Annotated in this window: 11 protein-coding genes; 1 reads left to right on the top strand and 10 read right to left on the bottom strand. The window is 30.0% G+C overall.

Features of this window, described 5'->3' with window-relative positions:
* Nucleotides 1-29 precede the first annotated feature (29 nt).
* The 7 genes from D0S48_RS18285 to D0S48_RS18255 form a co-directional block, all read right to left on the bottom strand.
* On the bottom strand, nucleotides 30-1,028 hold the full coding sequence (locus D0S48_RS18285) for a hypothetical protein (protein ID WP_151113205.1): 999 nt from the start codon (nucleotides 1,026-1,028) through the stop codon (nucleotides 30-32).
* 860 nt (nucleotides 1,029-1,888) lie between these two features.
* Complete coding sequence (locus D0S48_RS18280; protein ID WP_191697721.1) at nucleotides 1,889-3,115, bottom strand: MFS transporter; 1,227 nt, start codon at nucleotides 3,113-3,115, stop codon at nucleotides 1,889-1,891.
* 35 nt (nucleotides 3,116-3,150) lie between these two features.
* Entirely contained in the window at nucleotides 3,151-4,194 is a 1,044-nt protein-coding gene (locus tag D0S48_RS18275; RefSeq protein WP_151113201.1) for an ArsR/SmtB family transcription factor, read from the bottom strand.
* A gap of 326 nt (nucleotides 4,195-4,520) precedes the next feature.
* Complete coding sequence (locus tag D0S48_RS18270; RefSeq protein ID WP_151113198.1) at nucleotides 4,521-5,873, bottom strand: TniQ family protein; 1,353 nt, start codon at nucleotides 5,871-5,873, stop codon at nucleotides 4,521-4,523.
* A 97-nt stretch (nucleotides 5,874-5,970) separates the two neighbouring features.
* Nucleotides 5,971-7,101: an AAA family ATPase gene (locus D0S48_RS18265; RefSeq protein ID WP_225321646.1), complete on the bottom strand. Its 1,131-nt coding sequence runs from the start codon at nucleotides 7,099-7,101 to the stop codon at nucleotides 5,971-5,973.
* A complete protein-coding gene (locus D0S48_RS18260; protein ID WP_151113196.1) occupies nucleotides 7,101-9,755 on the bottom strand; it encodes a TnsA endonuclease N-terminal domain-containing protein in 2,655 nt (884 codons plus the stop codon). The genes D0S48_RS18265 and D0S48_RS18260 overlap by 1 nt, the downstream gene beginning before the upstream one ends.
* Nucleotides 9,745-11,031, bottom strand: a complete 1,287-nt coding sequence (locus D0S48_RS18255) for a TniQ family protein (protein ID WP_225321750.1) — start codon at nucleotides 11,029-11,031, stop codon at nucleotides 9,745-9,747. Before D0S48_RS18255 ends, D0S48_RS18260 begins: the two co-directional genes overlap by 11 nt.
* Nucleotides 11,032-11,477: 446 nt before the next feature.
* Here D0S48_RS18255 and D0S48_RS18250 point away from each other — a divergent pair, with 446 nt between their 5' ends.
* Nucleotides 11,478-11,924, top strand: a complete 447-nt coding sequence (locus D0S48_RS18250; protein ID WP_151113191.1) for a hypothetical protein — start codon at nucleotides 11,478-11,480, stop codon at nucleotides 11,922-11,924.
* A 27-nt stretch (nucleotides 11,925-11,951) separates the two neighbouring features.
* Here the strand turns inward: D0S48_RS18250 and D0S48_RS18245 are convergent, their stop codons facing one another.
* The 3 genes from D0S48_RS18245 to D0S48_RS18235 all read right to left on the bottom strand — a co-directional run bounded on the left by D0S48_RS18245 (nucleotide 11,952) and on the right by D0S48_RS18235 (nucleotide 17,555).
* Complete coding sequence (locus D0S48_RS18245; protein WP_151113190.1) at nucleotides 11,952-13,163, bottom strand: hypothetical protein; 1,212 nt, start codon at nucleotides 13,161-13,163, stop codon at nucleotides 11,952-11,954.
* Between the two features lie 153 nt (nucleotides 13,164-13,316).
* On the bottom strand, nucleotides 13,317-14,417 hold the full coding sequence (locus tag D0S48_RS18240; protein WP_151113188.1) for a serine/threonine-protein kinase: 1,101 nt from the start codon (nucleotides 14,415-14,417) through the stop codon (nucleotides 13,317-13,319).
* A gap of 507 nt (nucleotides 14,418-14,924) precedes the next feature.
* A complete protein-coding gene (locus D0S48_RS18235; protein ID WP_151113186.1) occupies nucleotides 14,925-17,555 on the bottom strand; it encodes an NB-ARC domain-containing protein in 2,631 nt (876 codons plus the stop codon).
* Between the last annotated feature and the right edge of the window lie 196 nt (nucleotides 17,556-17,751).

Here is a 17,751-nt window from a genome sequence, read left to right as displayed (position 1 = left end):
CGAATTGTGTTATTAGCAAGTAATTGATACTACCAAGGTCTTCTATAACCATTAAATTTGTTTAGCCTTTCTACCTCAGTTAAGTAACTAACCGCCTTAGATGAATTTGTATACCCATTTACTTGTCCATATGCGACCTTTACTCCAGCAATTACACCCATTCCTAATACCTCTTTTAAAAAATCTAAACTAGAAGCATCACCATCAATAAGTTGATAAATGCCTAAAATAGACGCCCCTGTAACAGCAAAGCTATTCCTTAAATTGCTTTTATACTGTTTTTTTGCATCAATCAATCTTTTTTTCGTTTCAATAATATCATATTCAGATGTCATTTCTCCCATCCTATTAACCATTGCCATCGCATCATGGAATTCGTTTAAATTCCTTTGATTGACTGGATTATTTCGGAATTCAATTATCCTTTCGATAGGTGTCTCATCAATGTTTCTAGGCAAATAAATTTCGATACTATCTCTCAATGTTTTTAAACTGTTATTTCTAAAATCAGTTCTAACTATTCTATCTAATTCTCTATATCTTACATCTGACTTCTTATCAGATATTGTTGGAATGTCCCTTCTATTAGAAATAACATTCGCTAATAAAGTCATGTATTCTGTTGCTAAGTCATTATTAATAATTAACCCTCTTTCGGTTTCTTGAGCCCATTCCTTTTCTATTAACATTTCTTGTAATTTATAAGCCATTTTCCCTGAATAAATCTCTATATTTTCTCCTTCTAAATCACGCCAGCTATTTGCCCTATTTTGCATTAAAGGATTCATTGTAACTCTACCTATTGTGTCCCCAATATTTAAAGCAGCTACTTCTATTTCTTCAGAATTTGGAGAATGAGCTGAAAACAGATTAGTTTCCCTTAGAACTAATTCTTGATTTGCCGATAGCTCTATTTCCCCCATATTGTTAGGCATAATAGTTACAACTTCCCCAAGATATAGAAGAGCGAATTTTAACCACCTTTCATCTTCTATGTAAAAATTCGGATAGTATAGTACCTCTCTCAATTTATTAACCTCCTAAAATTAACTTTTAAAATTATGGTTTGTACAAATAAATAACTATCTTAATTTTAACATAAAAACCAAATTACACTAATGTGTTAAACAATTAAGTCGATGTCTTAAAGACAATTTGATAGGATTCGCGAATATGAACATAGTAGATAGAAAATGCGAAATATTTGGCTAGAACAGAATGTCTTTTATAACGATGAGATTTTAAGTAAAAGCATGAAAAAAATCATTCTTTCAACTGCACTCGATCTGTTATTTTTAGACAACAAAAAAACCCTCCAATCAATTAGATTAGAAGGTCGATTGTGTAGCGAAAACGCATGAGTCTAGCTTGCGTAATCGCTCCGAATACTATTAAATTACCGTTGCCAATGTGACATAAACCATATAATTTCCTAAGAATAAACCATAAAGTTCCCACGCTTAGAGCCACATGACTTTAAAGAATTTTTAAGAAGAATATATTATAAAATATCTTAATTAAAAATCAAAAATAAGGAAATAACTATAAAGCTCTCTACTTTAGGAAAACTTATGCTTTATTTTTATACTTTAGGAAATTATATAATTTATTTATTTTTCTTGAAATTATGATACAAATATGAAACAGCGAAAAATCAAATCACATTTTAAATTAGACTTCCCTCTAATTCTGTAACCACATAAAAATGAGCTAGGATATTTTCTCCTGGCTCATTTTACTTTAATATTATTTTTGACTAACGCACCCGTTAATATAAGGTTAGCCAGATTTTTCTGGTTGACCTTTAGTTAAAGTGAAACATTTCACTAACTTGTTCGACTAATTAAAGTAACTTGAATTTAAAAATCCCGATAATCCTAAAAATAAGTTAATTACCAAACTGTCCTTCCCTTTCTACTTCCCCTAATTTCTTTCCAACTTTAACTTGCTTATTTAAATATAGATACCCAACCAATGATGTAATACAGATTACACTACCAATTACAAAATATAATGTCCGAATACTTAAGAACTGAACGGTTACTGTAGCAAATAATATACCTAATGGTAACATTGTTCGCATTATCAATAAGCGAACCGAAGTCACTTTTCCCATTAAATGATTTGGAATTGAACTTTGGATGAGTGTAATGTTGTAAATATTAAAAATAGCAATAGCCATACCTGCCATGCATTCTGTCAAGACAGCAATAAAATACCACGGTGTAATACCTAAAGAAATATATGTACATCCTCCAATGAATAACGCAGTAAAAAGAATGCCTATACCCTTAATCTTTAATAGCTTGGAATTAAGTAAGGCTCCTATTGTGTAACCAATTGGAAAAGCAGACATAAACAATCCATAAGCCGAATAAGGTTGGTTTAATATTGTAGTTATATAAGGTAAAGTTGTCACGATTGTTACGCCTACACCGAATTGGACAAAGCCGAAAAATATACCCAGCCATACAATTAACTTATGTTTGAAATAGGATTGAAGTCCTTCTTTAAACTCTACAATCCACGGTTTTCTAACAGCCATTTTTATATAATTTTCATTTATTTTTAACAAAGTAACAGCACTTAGTGCAAATGCGATTGATATAATAACTAGTATCCACTCTATCTCTAAGACATCTACTAGGACACCTGATAAAAGCGGTCCCATAACCGCCATGACTTGTCGAACGGACTCTAATGATGCATTTGCTTGTGATAGTTTTTCTTTTTCAATGATCGTTGGTAAAATGGCTTGATTTGCCGGTGTGAAAATCGGCATAACTATTCCAACAATAATTTGAACGATATAAATAAAAGTTATCGTAAAGTTATCTTGAAAAAGAAATAAGACCAAAACAGAAGCGAGCAACATTCGGATTAACTGACAACTAATCATTATCCATTTACGACTCCAACGATCAATATATGGTCCAATAAATAACTGCATAAAAAAAGATGGTATGTAGTAAATCAGCCATACCAACCCTAAAGCAGTGGGTGAGCCTGTTAACTCGTAAATTAAAATTGAATTACATGCAGTAAATAGAGCACCGCCTAATTCCGAAGTTGCACTACTCAGCCAAATAGAACGAAAGCTAGGATTATTAATCAATAGTAAGTCACCTTCCTTTTTATCCTCTTTTTCAATTACTTTCTTAAATATAGGTTTAGTTCTTCATATAAAAATGCGACCGCATTCCTTTTAAGTGAATACTTAGATTCAATGATTTCCACTAATTTAGCTGATCTCAGAATTTTGAGGTGATGATGAATTGTAGATTTACCAATGTTTAATTGAGTAGTAATGTCTTGTAAAGTACGGTCGTTTTCGTACAGTAATTTAACAATCCTCATTCGTACTTCATCTCCTAATGCCTTATGTTTAAGTACTAAAAAGTCATTTGGTGTATATCGATTATTTGGTGTAATACTTTCATTCGCTACGGGATAATAAAATACTTTAGTGCCTTCAATATCTGACTCTATATTCCAAGGCCGATATATATATTGGGGTATTAAAAGAACATTGTTAACACTTGGTTCTGGCATATAAACAATTCCTCCAGTTGCCCATTCAACCAGTCTTTCAGAAGTCATTTTGTCGGACATTTGCTTTTTCATATCATAGTCAGTTTGTAGTATTGTATTAAGTCCTTCGAGATCTTTATTAATAACAGCTTCGTACCAACCTTTCATCACTACTATAAGGTGTTCTTTTAGAAAGCTGACATCTGTTGTACTAATGAATTCAATGTATCGTGGAAAAAAGGGATTGTTGCTTGTTAAGTATTTCATTTCCTCAATAGCCGCTGCCTCGCCTAATGCTGCTTTATTTCTTATGAGTTGAAATTTCATGCCAACAAAGGGTAAACAAATAAATTTAAAATCTGTATCTGAAATATCCTTTATGTAGGAAGTAAACTCCAATAAATCATTAAATCTTTTCTTATGTAACAATTGAAGTAGGGCCTTCCAAGTATTGTTGCTTTCAACAAAGTTCAAATGCTCTAATAGTTCTATTGATAAGGATTTTTTCAGGTCTTCCCAATAATCCTCTGGGTTTTCTAAAGTTTTAATAAATGGGGTATTGGTTATTGCAGCTATCCCCAAAGCACACTCCCATAAAACTGAGTATTCTAGCTGAATTTGATAGGATTCTCTTTTCTTACTTGTAAGATTTAAAACATCCACTTTAACACCTCTTTAATATAATTTATATTTTCTTAATATTCATTCTATATTAATAGAATGCAAAATTCAACATATATAGAATTAAAATTCCTATTAAATTTAAAATACCCCATTCGTATTGAATGGGGTATTTAGCGTATGTATGTAAATTTCTTATTGTTCCATCAAGTTACTGATAGGTAAACATTCAAATTATCTCAGGCTTCTCCGCTACTTCAATAGGAATCTTCTAGTTTACCAATATTCTTTTAAAAAAGCCGCTGATTAGTGGTTATTCCTATTGAATTTATTCCAGAAGAAACCTTTTAAATCTCTCATTTTCTTACTTATTTGCTTTTTTTCACTACACCTAATTCTTCCAATAGATCACTAAGTATTTCTCTATGGGAATTCTTCCAAAAAAACTTGGGTTTTTTTAACTCTTCTTCTATATTAGATGAGGAGGGAGTAATACCATCATTCATTAACTTTATAATGATACTTCTAAGGTCATCTTTCATTTTTATATTTTTTTCATTTATGTACTCTTTATATTTATTTACTATTATTTCAGTTTCATGGGGAAGTTTTTTACGTAATGTTTCAGTTTTTTTATACCCTAATATTTTTGTAATTTGAGATAAAGAAAGGGGTGGATTATTTTTATCTTCATTTTTAATAATTACTCTCCTCAGTTCTTCCTTCAGTTCATTAATTTCATATTTTTTTTGATTCTTATATAAATTATTTTGGTAAATATACTGAGGTAGTCTTCTTATTTTTTCTCCCATAATATATTCTTCGTGAGAAAAAAATTTGTTTAAAGAAATTGAAGTAACATAACCTAATTTTAATACCGAATATAATGAAGCCTTTCTTTGTCCATTTTTCCAATAACTATATAATCTTCTTGGAATATTAGAAACTTTAAAGATATCATTTTTCTTAATTCCATAGTTATTAGCTATTAAGTTGATAATATATTCGATATTCTCACCATAATTTATCCATTTCTTATTATTATATACTCTTTCTTGCTGATTAAGTATAAGTAGTTCTTTTATATTTTCAATGATCCATTTTTGCCAAACTATATAATCTTGTGGCAATTCTTCATATTTTCTACAATCTGTTAAACCTAAGTAAGTATCACATATATAACAGTGCCCTGTTCTTCCACTCCTTGTCATATGATATTGTATATTATTACAGGAAGGACAACTATTAACTAACTTACATCTATGTTCGAAACAAACTTCCACTACCTCAAAACTCCATAATAGTTTTTCATAGATTGGACTTTTGTTATTTCTACAATCTTGAAAACAAAGAGGACACCAATATTTAGTTGATCGAACTTCATAATCTGATAAAAAAGAGTTAAAGTTTATTAAAGTAAGATTTTCCAAATTCTTTATGGTAGTTAAATTTGTTAAAGCATACACGAGTTCATTTGAATTATAATGGAAATTGTTAAAAGCAGATGACTTATTTGCTTTGATTCCATCTCTAGGAAAATTTTCCTTTTCTAAAAATGGATAAATAATTTTAGTAAATAAAACCCCTAACGTTATATTATGAGCTGAACTTAACCTAGTAACATAGCTTGTAAGACTTTCTATATTAAACGTACCAACTCCAATTGGATTCATGCTATAAAGTAAACTGCTTTTAGGGAGATTGTTTAAAATATTTTCCAAATCGATACCTCCATAGTATAAATGTTAGTTTAGTAGCACATTAATAAAAATACCATTTTTTCATTTCTATTTTTTTTCAAATAATTTTAAATGAAAACTATTTTAAACCAACATCATCTCTTGTAGGGTTTCTTTTTCCCGGAGTAGAAACTTTTTTTATTATTTTTTCTTTTACATCATCTTGTTTTGTTCCAAGGAGGGCCCTAAGTTTATCTTTATCACTATCACTTTCTTTAAAGACTAATTCTCCACTTATTGCTTCGTTTGCCAAGGTTAAAAGTTTTTTCGTTTTTAACGCGTTCTTTTTTAAATTGGTATAGGTAATAGTTGGTTCATCATTTTCGATAGCCCCTGCTAGGCATCTCCTCAACCAGTCTTTTAATATTCCTGCACATCCTAGAGAATTCTCATATAAATATTCTGAGTATGCTATTAAATTAGGTTCTTCTTGGACAGGTAGTAGTCTTTGAAATGTCAACAGAATAGAATGAAAATTCTTTTTATCTACTCGTATTGTATAGTCATATCTTGGAAAGTGAATTTCTTTTACCCTTCTTGACAATTGTCCATCTAAATTAAATACTGTATTTAAATCATATGTTCCAAACAAAACAATTTTTGTATTACTCATGTTTGCTAATGATTTTATTGAATTAAATTGTCTTTGATTTTTCTCGCCATCTCCTCTTTTGTCTGAATTAATTTTAAAAAAATGTTGCGCTTCATCAATAAGAAGTGCCTTTGTTTTTCTATAATAAAAAGCATTTTCTATTGTTCTACGTAACACCGCTGCAGTCCCTGAATTATTAGACTTTAGGGTGTATTCCTTATTCTTCAAATTATTAACATCAATCTTATAATCAATTAAAGGTTCATTTAATGAAGTGAGTACACGATAATAAAAATCTTTCCAATTAAACTTCCCTAAGTCTGGATTTGGGAGTTCTATTCCGGTAATAGGTATAATACTTTTATCAACTTCAATCTCTTCAACCATATCAGTTACAATAGATTGAGCAGTTGCATAAAACAATCTTGATTTTCCTACACCAGATGGTCCAACCACCATTATAATATTATGATAACCATTATAGATTTCATTTTTTAATTCGATTAATACCTGTTTCATTTTTGGATGGCTAACAGTAAAATCATCAAAAAACTTTTCACGTTCTTCTTTAGATTTTGTTAGTAGCTCTTCACTAAATAATCTTTGTTTATTGATCACTACACCAACTCCCCAAAAATCTCAAGTTCATCGTCTTCATCTTTTGCATCTTCTTTTACAAGATCTACATTTTGTTTTGGAACCTGTATATTTTCTAAAACATTTAGATCCTTTTCTAAAGGTTTATACTTTTCTATAGCAAGTATTTCTTCTATTCCTTCTGATTCGAGAATATAACTAGCTATCATTCTTGCTGTTATCGTATTATTTCGAGAATATAATTTTCTCTTTTGCCTAACCTCTTCTGCAATCAATTTTATTTGTTTCTCTGTCTTTCCATTTAAATATTTATATTGTTCAGATAGGCATTTTACCCATTGATTATCTATAAATGCATAAGCTATCCCAATATTAAATGGATCATATTTAACTTCTAAGTTAGTAGCTTCAATTTTAGGATTCCTAAATTCTTCACACCAATAATATGAATAGCTTAGTTTAATACCTTGACCAGGATGGACCTTTCTTGTTTTCCCTTTGGGAGATGGTAAAGTCATTAATATAAAGTTTTCATCGTAAGGAATGTAAGTATTTGAGCGATTACCTGACACAGCTATAGATTCCACAAATGCTTCTTTTGGAGTTTGATTAAGAGATGGATTTTCCTTATTGTCATATATATTACTAAACCATGTATCAAGTCGTTCATTCAAAGTCTCAAGTCTCCACACTGCATGATTTTTTGGATTTCCACTTTTAGTTACTTGCCTTACATTTTTAGTGATTTGAGTATTTCCTCTTAAATTGTGAATAAATAACTCATTTGTAATTCCAAATAACCGCTCAATAACATGACCGTATCGTGCCTTTGCTGCAGGTCTTTGTTTTTTATGAACACTGTATAACGCTAGCAATGATTCAAAATATACACTACTGAATTCCTTTCCTCCATCGACCACTATATAATTTGGTAAACGATTAGTTCTTTTCACACATTCTCTAATCACCATCATACAAGACCGGTAAGACGGTTCTTCAAAGGTTAAATAATATGCAAGAATTCGTCTAGAGTAAGCATCAATCATTAGTGTAAGCCATGGTCGCTTAGAAACCTTTCCATTAATATTTAGCTCAATATCTAGCTCAGTGTGATCAATATGTGCTATCTCAAAAATTCGTTCCCCATGTCTTGGAGTAGTAAATTCAAGTTCAATATAAAACTCTTCATATTTATAAGATGCCCTACTACCTTTCCTAGCTTTTTCAATATCATATAATGCTCGATTATTTATTGTTTCACAAAAGGTGGCATATGATGGTACATACAAATTAGATTCCTCGCACTTTACAAGTAATTCGCGATAAACTTGTTTGGCAGATTTAGATTTTATTGTTTCATAACTTTCAGATATCATCTTATACATCAATTCTATAGTCTCAGCAGGTAACTTCGCATTTCTATTCCCTCTTTTTTTAGTTTGAGGTAGTAGACCTACATACCCATTGCCATAAAGTTCTTCTGCATCTTTATACTTTTTCACCCAGTTGCGGAGTGTTCTGTCTGTTACATCTATAAATTCTATTTTTTCCCCGTTTAAATACTTAACAACAATCTCATACTTTTTGTTTGCTTCTATTAAATCAGTTTCATTCGCCTGCAAAATCATCTTTTTTAGTTCGATACTTTCCTTATTTTCATCCTTATCAGCCCCAAGAATATACCCGTCTAATATATACGATTCAAATAAATTAATAGGTAACTCAATATTTTTATTTTCATCCCTTGAATATAAAAAGACTATTTTACTTTCGTGATCATAATTAAGAATTGTCCAAACTGTATTCCCCCAAACGATATGATTTCCGCTATTCAACTCTATTGTATTAGTATTTCTCTTCCTTCTAGTTGAATTCTCAACTAAAGAAAAAAGTTTATATTGTTCTATATTTAAATAAACTTTTACATTTTCTAAATCAGTTATTAATTCATTATATAAATCAATATATATAATTTCTTTAACTATTAGTGCATATATATCATCAGCATTAAACTGAGTTTCATCACTTAGTAATAATTCTTTTAAAGTTATTCCAGGAGCTTCTTGAATAGATTCCTTTATTCTTTTAATTTTTGTTTCATTTAACACATAATCTTTAACAAAATAGTCCTCTAGAAATTCAAGATTACGTTGAAGATTCCAATTTATTTCTGAAGATGAGTGAATAAGAAAGTCTAGATTATATTCAGCTGCGAAATCTTTTCCAGGAGTAAATATCCATTGCTCATTCTCCCTAAGGTATCTATCTGGATTACTCTGAGATTTTTTAATAAGCTCTTCTTCCGTTTTGCACTCAACCCAATATGCCCTTTCTTTTTCAATCACAAAAAAATCTGGTGTATTCAAATAAGCCATTTTTTTGTTGTTCTTATTACTTTGATAGTAGGTAAGTTTTATTTGTGGTGGCTGATCATAATATTCTAAAACATTATCGTTATATTCCAACATGTAAATAGTAGGTAATTCCACCTTATGACTTTCAAATTGAATAGTAACTCCCATTTTTTTACTACTATACCGACCACTCACGTTATGTTTACCTCCGCCAACTCTCCTTGCTGGCGGTGACTGTCTTACACGTTGTATTTCATTCTTAGCATCGTCTGTTAAGTTGAGTTTAATTGCCCAATCTTCAAACTCACTATTACTCATCATTACTACTCCTCCCCTTTCTCCTGTAAAAATTTTCTTGAGCCAATAGGTCTTTCCAATATTCTTGGAGGATTCTCTCCTTGAGCAGCCCCTTTTTATTAGATTTATTCTGAATTTTCTCACTACTAGGATATATACCCTCATTTACTAAGTAATAAAAGGCTTTTTCAATTTCTTTTTTTAATTCTTCTATTCTCTGTTTTGATTTTTGATTGATATACTCTTTATATCTTTTTGAAATTTGTTTACAATAATCCGGAAAATTGCTATATAAGATTCGTTTATCGTGTTCTATTATTCTAGCAGTAGAAGCCATTGAAATTGGAGGCTCATATATCAGTGCTTCCTTCAGCCTACTTTCAATAGAAGTAAGGTCCAGTTTTCTTCTAATAGCTTTGTCTTTATTAATATTCTTTTTTTCAATCTGATGGTTTAAATCTATATTTTCCCAACTTTTTGTGAGGAAATCGAAAATTGTAGTCTCTAATTTATAACAGATAATTAGTAATCCATCTAAGGTAGGGATATTTTCGGATTTAGCCCAGGCTCTTAAAGTACTTTTAGGAATACTTAAGAATTTAGCAAAACTATTTATATTGTCTGAAAAAAGATTGTTATTGATATCATTTAACTGGTTACTAATATTTTCTTGAGTGAATATCTCACTAGGTTTTAATCCTATTAAGCTTTCTATATTTCGATATACAAATGAATGCCATTGCCATTCCTGCTGGTTAATCTCTTTTCTAAGTTGATCCTGTATTAGCAAGTTAAAACAGTTGGGACAATGACCTGGGATCATTTTTCTACGCAGTATATCAATTTTCTTGGTGCATGATGTGCATTTTTCAATAAGATAACACTTATGCTCAATACAAATCTTTATAGGTTTTAAATACCAAATTAATGGATAGTAAATAATCTTGTGTTCAACGTTCCATTTCTTTATACATTCTGGACACCACGAGAAAGTTTCTTTTAGTAAATTTCTTAATGGAACTAAATCTTTTAATTTTAATAGAGTTAGGTTTAATAGATCTCTTCTGGTTGTTAACCTTTCCAAAACACAAACCAATTCAATTGAGTTATTCGTGTATCCATTTATTGTTTTAGCACCTTCATAAAAACTGTTACCACCGTATATAGAGCTTCTTGCCAAATAATCTTTATGCATTTCAGGAACCACTAACTTATTTACCAAGTGGCCTACTTGGATGTTATGTTCATATGAAATCCTGATTAAGTAACTACTCAGACTTTCTACTAAACCTGTTTCAATTCCAATAGGATCAATGTTATATAAGATACTTCTATGGATTTGGTTCAGTCGTTATCACCTCGAATAGTAGTTTCATCTCAAGAATTTTCTTGAAAGATTACTATTATTATTGGCAATTTTATTATTGATTTATTCATTTTCCCCTAAATTTTTTTACTAAAAGTACTGCCTTGTCGAGTTGACATCAACATTCCAATTTCACAAAATAAAAAGAAGTCAATTTGAATGTTCCAAAATGACTTCTTTTTTTTTATAATAAAGACTTCTATAATAAATAAGTTTATGAATTTAAGTGGTAGAATAATAGAAAACAAAAACCACGAGTAATAATATATAAAAATTTCGGTTACATACGAGTCAGCAGCAAAGAACAAAATAAGGAAGTCAATAAATTCCTTGAAAAATTAGGACTTGATGAGAGAGATATTTTTCTTGTGGTGCAATTCTTGAAACGGAAACAGCTTTTTCCTCAAAAGGATATTGCTGAGCATCAGTTATCGAAAAAACTTCAGAGACAGTACTACAAACAACTACAAACAACTGCAAACAACTGGCTTAAGATCGAAAGTAATCGAAATAAGCCAATAAAAAATACATTGACTTATATCGGCCTACGGAAGGAAGGTCTCTTAACAGAAATTTTTTCCACGTCCACTGAGGGTATAAAAGGAAATTTAAAAGTGTTTATTGCTAAAATTGGCGAGGACTATCAACGTCATCCTGTTATTTATATTGTTGGATACGCAAATACTTTCCTCTTCCAAGATAAAAATAAACTTGATACAAAGATTAAAGCACTCGAAGAAGAAACAGCAAGACTATTATATAATAGAAGAAAATTAGATAAATTTATATTTTTTCTTTCTTTCTTTCTTCTATTGAAGAATCTTTAACGATTCATTAGTTTTAAGAAATTTATGTTAATAGCGCTCGTAATCACTTTCCAACTCTCTTCGTGCTTCCAGTTCCATTTCTGCCAAAATTTCATTTTGATGAGAAAGCATACTATCTACAGCATCTAAGAATGTAAATAATTCATAAAAGCATAGCGAAACATTGGTTACATCAAATCTTACCTTTTTGTCAAAGTGGAATTTCAAAAATTTATTAATTGGATATCTAAATTTGTCGGAAGTAATATCTAAATTGTGTAGTTGTTTAATATAGAGCTCGACATCATTAATAGTTGAACTGTCATCGGGAACATCAGAACTTATAATTATATAATTTTTTATTACATTCCAAAGTCCTTCTATACTATGCTTTTTATTTTTCATTTTATTTGCTGCTGTTTGATTATCGAATTGACAGTCTTCGACTAAAATACGTTTTAAAGCCAATTCTATTCCATTTCTATACATATAACACATTGGTAAGAACAGGTAGACTTTTTGATCATCTTTAATTAATTCATATAAATATTTACCACTTTCCATATATCCCTGAATATAAGGGTAATAATTATTATTATTGAAACCTTTCCAAATCACAGCTTGCTCAAGATAGCTTCCACTAGACATTAAAAATTCGGGTTTGAACTTGATTAAGTCCTTATGATCGATTTCATCCGCCTTATTTGAAATCATAGTTAACAATTTATAAGCAGTATTCATATTAGTACCTAAAACCCTCAAGTTGATATGGGTTTGCTTTTGAAAAAATGCTTTCATTTTTATACTGAATGGGTATCTAAACATATCAGACTGCTCATCACATTCAGATATATTAGTCAAAAAAGTTTTCAACCATTCCCTTTCCCTTTCCTTCAAGCTAAGATCATCTGCTGGTACCAATAAACTTATTTCATCATATGCATATTTTAGATTGTGTCTAACCCTTCCTATAAACTCCACTCTATCATTCTTTATAGTTATATATTTAAAGGCTATAGATTTTAAGATAAGCTCCAAGCTTTGTCTGTATAAATAAGTTAGGCCGAAGAGCCAAAAATCTTTTTTAGTATTTTCATTTGTTTCTAAGACATGGTTCACTAATAAATTTGCCGCTGATATAAAATTTTCAGAGTAAACGTAAAACTCTCGTTCAATATCACCCGTATTTTTTATTTCTAATAAAGGAATGCTCTCTTTATCCACAAATTTAAAGTTCCCCTTTTTTCTTGGCCAATACATCCTACTCCTCCTCCTTTCTTAATTGTTCATTTTAATCTCACCGATTGCAATTTCATATAAAAAGTAATCGGTATATCTAAATTTAAATACGATTTAATTTCTGTATACTTTTCATTTAATTTTAAAAAAATTCGTTAAAAGTACTCTAACTAATTAATCTAGAATGTTCTTCCTATAATTCTGAATGTCATTTAATAGCTCATTTATATTCTGATATCTATCTTCTAGATCATCAAGACATTTTAATATCATATCAGAATATTCCCCCTTCAATCTTGGGATTGATAATAGCTGATCTTTAATTCTACTTCCTGCTGGCGGTCTTCCAGTTAACACAGTAAACCATACAGCTCCTAAAGAATAAATATCCGATCGTGGGTCTAAAAGACTTGGATTCTCTAATAGTTCTGGCGCTGTGTAATGCCCACCTACAATATTTTCTCCAGACCTAGTTATTCTAGAAACTAATTCTTTTTCTAAAAAAACGCCTAAACCAAAGTCAATAAGTCTAAATTGATTAGGGCGTGCGACCATAATGTTACTTGGTCTTATATCTCTGTGAACAATTCCTACTTCGTTATGTGCATAGTTTAAAGCCTCGCTTACTTCTTCAATTAATACAAGAGCTTTTTCTGGGGTCAGATTACTATGGTCTTTCAACACTTTGTTCAAGTCTTTACCTTCAAAATGTTCCATTTTAATAAATGGAATTTTCCCTGTTAATCCTACATCATAAACTTTAATAATATTTGGATGATGTAATTTAAATAAGATTCGTGCCTCTCTAAAAAATCTCTCTAGATTTCCTTCACCTCCATTCGCAAACGCAGGATTTAGCACTTTTATAGCAAAACTCATTTTTATTAACTCGTTTTCTACCTTATAAACTTGTCCGAATCCACCTTCACCTATTAATTGATTACGTTCATACTGTGGAATCAAAAGAAAGTTTGACTCTTCTAATCTATCTACCATTGCATTAAATACTTTTGCTAAATACGTACGTCTTTCAGCATAAGAACTATATTCTTCTTTTATAAATCCCCAAAATTCTAATTTACTCCGATATTTCTTTACAAACTCAGGAACTAAATCGTTTATATTTGGGATACCTATTAAAATTTTTCGAATTCGTGCATACTCAGAATCTGAAATATTTGATGAACCACCAGTAGCATAAATAATTAACTCACTCTTAAAATATTCTATTAGCTCAAGCACATCATCTTCTTTTGGAATTTCTATACTCTCCATTTTTTTCCTCCTAGACAATCTGGCTCTTAGCTCTCTTCAAATTATTATCTACCTAATTTTTTTGAAATGTCACTAAAGTAAGCATCATTTCCTCCTTAAAATATTATCTCTATTATACTTGATTTTTATATTACACTTTTCGATAGTTTGACTAGAATTTCAAAATGAAATCGAAGTAAAAAAAGAGAAGCTAGGGGTGCCTTCTTCTCTTTTAATTAAAATCTCATTTCTGAGTCAAAATATTCATTCATTTATTACTGTTTACTATAGTAAACTTCCTGGGAGAGTCAATTCTTAGAAAGGGGACAACTACCATGCTTAATAAAAAGAGAGTATCAGCTCTATAAAAATGGGATTGAGAGGTGCTAGGGTCTATGCTTCCACTTTCTTTGGGAATTTCCTTAAGATATTCTCAAAGAAAAGAACCCCTGTATCCAACCATATGATAGGATGCAGGGGGTTCTTCTGGAGATTTTTGTAGACCAAATTAAACAGTCCACAAGTTTTTTATACTAGTGTAACTTTTTTTGCACAGAGACCTTTTTCAGAACTACCTATTGTAAACTGAACCTTATCCCCTATTGCAAGTTTAGAAAAGTCTCCTTCAAAATCATTCCAATAGAAAAATAAATTGTTAGGTGAAAAGTTTTTAATAAAGCCATATGTAGGCATTAAACTTATAATGAATCCTTGTTCTTTAATTGTATGGTTCACAACATTGGAAGAAAATATTTTAGTAATATCTTCTCTTTGATTTAAGTCTATTTTAGCCAAAAGTGATTCGAAAGGTCGTCTAAAGTTTTTATCTTCAATAACTCTTACTTTTGAATAATATTTTTCTAAGAGTTCAATTAAATATGAGACGTCATTTTTATTCATTTCAATATATATATATGTTAAGGTTTTAATTATCTTAGAAATTGTAATAACAATCTTGGTGTCAAAATGAGCCTCGTCTATTCTTTCAAGTATATTTATTGATTTTTTTATTAGAGATTCAGCTAACTCCCCGTTTTCGTTTCTTGTCATATCAGCCCATCTTTTTAAATTATCAGACGCTTGATCAACTAATTCCTTTTTGGTTCTAATATCTAAGTTTTCTAGATTTTCAAGTACTTCGTTAAATACTTTTTCAGCTTCTGAGTACTCACCCAACTGTTTTAATATTCTACCTTTGTGCATTTTTATTCTATTATTTTTAGGATCTAACTTTTCTGCAAAAGTGATAGCATCATAAGCCTCATCAAAATTCTCAATTGTCATTAATTTAAAACCTGCGTAAAAGAAATATATCGGTGGATAATCTGGTTTACATTCTATAGCGGTCTGATAAGCAAGTTCGGCAGCATAATAATCGTTCTGTAAAACACTGATAAATGCTGATATTTTATATACTTCAAAGAAATCAGGGGTTGCATTTCTAGCTTTCTCGATATATTCTTCAGCACTTTCAAACTCACTTTTATTAGCAAAAGTTAATGCCTTCTTTAAATAAGAAGCGGATATCTCTTCATCAGAATGATTTATAAAGATTGACTCAATTCTATAAGGGTCATTTTCTTCATTTTGCAAATTTTCAGAAAGTCCTTTTAAAGTTCTCATCTTCTTTTGAATCGAAATAAATGATTTATTACTGGGTTTGCAGTGCTTTTTTAGATATTCTCTTGCAAAATCTGTAATAAAGAATAAAGTTCGATTTTCAACTTTTTTATTATCATTTTTCATATTAACCATATTTGTGGCAAACAGATCATTCATTGCTTTACCGTAACGTAAAGAATCTATATTAAACAAATATGTCAATTCAGCATTACTACATTCTTTATTTGAGATAAGCATTATCTCTAATATCTTCTTAGCATCTTCTGAGAGCTTATTATAAACATTAGACATACAATATTCAGTTAAATCATCTTTATGTTTTAGGATAGATTCTATGGATTCCCCTTTTAGCATATTAGCTACAAACCATTTCATAGCTAATGGATTAAAGTATAAATTTGAAGCAATTTCTGAAAGTTTTTTCTCTGGCACTTTACTTAATATGTTTAATTTGTTATTTTGAGCTAATCTTCTTAAATAATAATTAGATTCTTTATCAGTAAGTCCTTGCAAGTTATATCTATGCTCAAACTCGCCTATTCCTATCCGAGAAGTTGTTATAACTTTCGAGTTCTTAGGGATTTTAATAAGAAATTCCCTAATAGAACTTGTATTAATGGTTTCTAGATTATCTAATACTAAAAGTATATTAAAATTAGCCATATATTCTATAATATTGGTGATTATATTATCTAAATCTTGATTTGAAGTAGTAGAATCTAAAACATTATATATTTCCTTGTAAATATCTACTGTATTAGTAATTGTACTTTGTATATTTATAAACTCTCCATTATTTAATGTACGAGTTTTCAAGGAAACCCATATTATACCTTCATACTGATGCGCTGAATCATCTAATAGCTCATAAAGGGAATTTAGAACAAGTGCTGTTTTACCTATTCCCCCATCACCAACTACTGATATCACAGGATAATGACCCAATATTAATTCTTTAATATTTTTTTTATCGATATTCCTCCCTACAAAACCCGTGTCATCAAATTCAGGTTGGGGTAAATTATTTAATATCGCATTTTGATAATTTTCATGAGAAGGAAGTTTAAGACCATAAATATAAGATGGGTCCTGCATAATTTTACTCTTTGTATCTTTAGTATTATAGAATTCTACAAATCCGTATTTATGTATATCTTCAATAAAGTCAATTATCGTTGGAAAATCATCAAAGTTTAGAGGCCTTGAATGCATAACTCGATTCCTAATTGGAGTAATATTTTCTATTCTCTCCGATAGTTCCTTTATTTGATTTTTATAACTATCAGGAAGATCGCTCACAATAATATCTAGAATCTGTTTTAAATCTCCAAAATCTAAAAAGTGTATTATAGGCAAAAGACTACTGGATTCTATTTCTTCTAGTCTTACTCTTTTTTCAACTTTTTCAATGAATTTTTCAAGTATTTCTTTTTCTTTTTCTTCTACTATATTAAGAGTTAAGAAATCTCTTAAATCAGATTCAATTGCTGAAATAAATGCATATAGTGTTAATCTAGCTGCTTGTGAATTATACATTTCAACATAACCCCCATTCTTTTCTTATAATGGTATATTATAGATATCCATAAGTCTATCACTAAATGTTAGTTATGTTTACTATGTTCTCCCCGCATTTTTTACTATTCCGAAAAAAGCATGGATCCATATACGATAAGATATTTTATTGATGAGCAAGTTAGAAATGAGTAAGATATCAATATTTAGAGAGGGA

Source organism: Psychrobacillus sp. AK 1817 (genome assembly GCF_008807035.1).
Lineage (GTDB): Bacteria > Bacillota > Bacilli > Bacillales_A > Planococcaceae > Psychrobacillus > Psychrobacillus faecigallinarum.
This window is presented reverse-complemented; position numbering and strand designations above follow the sequence as displayed.

Excerpts from the sequence above, each read along its gene's own strand:
- D0S48_RS18260 (WP_151113196.1), bottom strand. The coding sequence starts at position 9,755 with ATGATGAGTAATAGTGAGTTTGAAGATTGGGCAATTAAACTCAACTTA.
- D0S48_RS18245 (WP_151113190.1), bottom strand. The coding sequence starts at position 13,163 with ATGTATTGGCCAAGAAAAAAGGGGAACTTTAAATTTGTGGATAAAGAG.
- D0S48_RS18240 (WP_151113188.1), bottom strand. The coding sequence starts at position 14,417 with ATGGAGAGTATAGAAATTCCAAAAGAAGATGATGTGCTTGAGCTAATA.
- D0S48_RS18235 (WP_151113186.1), bottom strand. The coding sequence starts at position 17,555 with ATGTATAATTCACAAGCAGCTAGATTAACACTATATGCATTTATTTCA.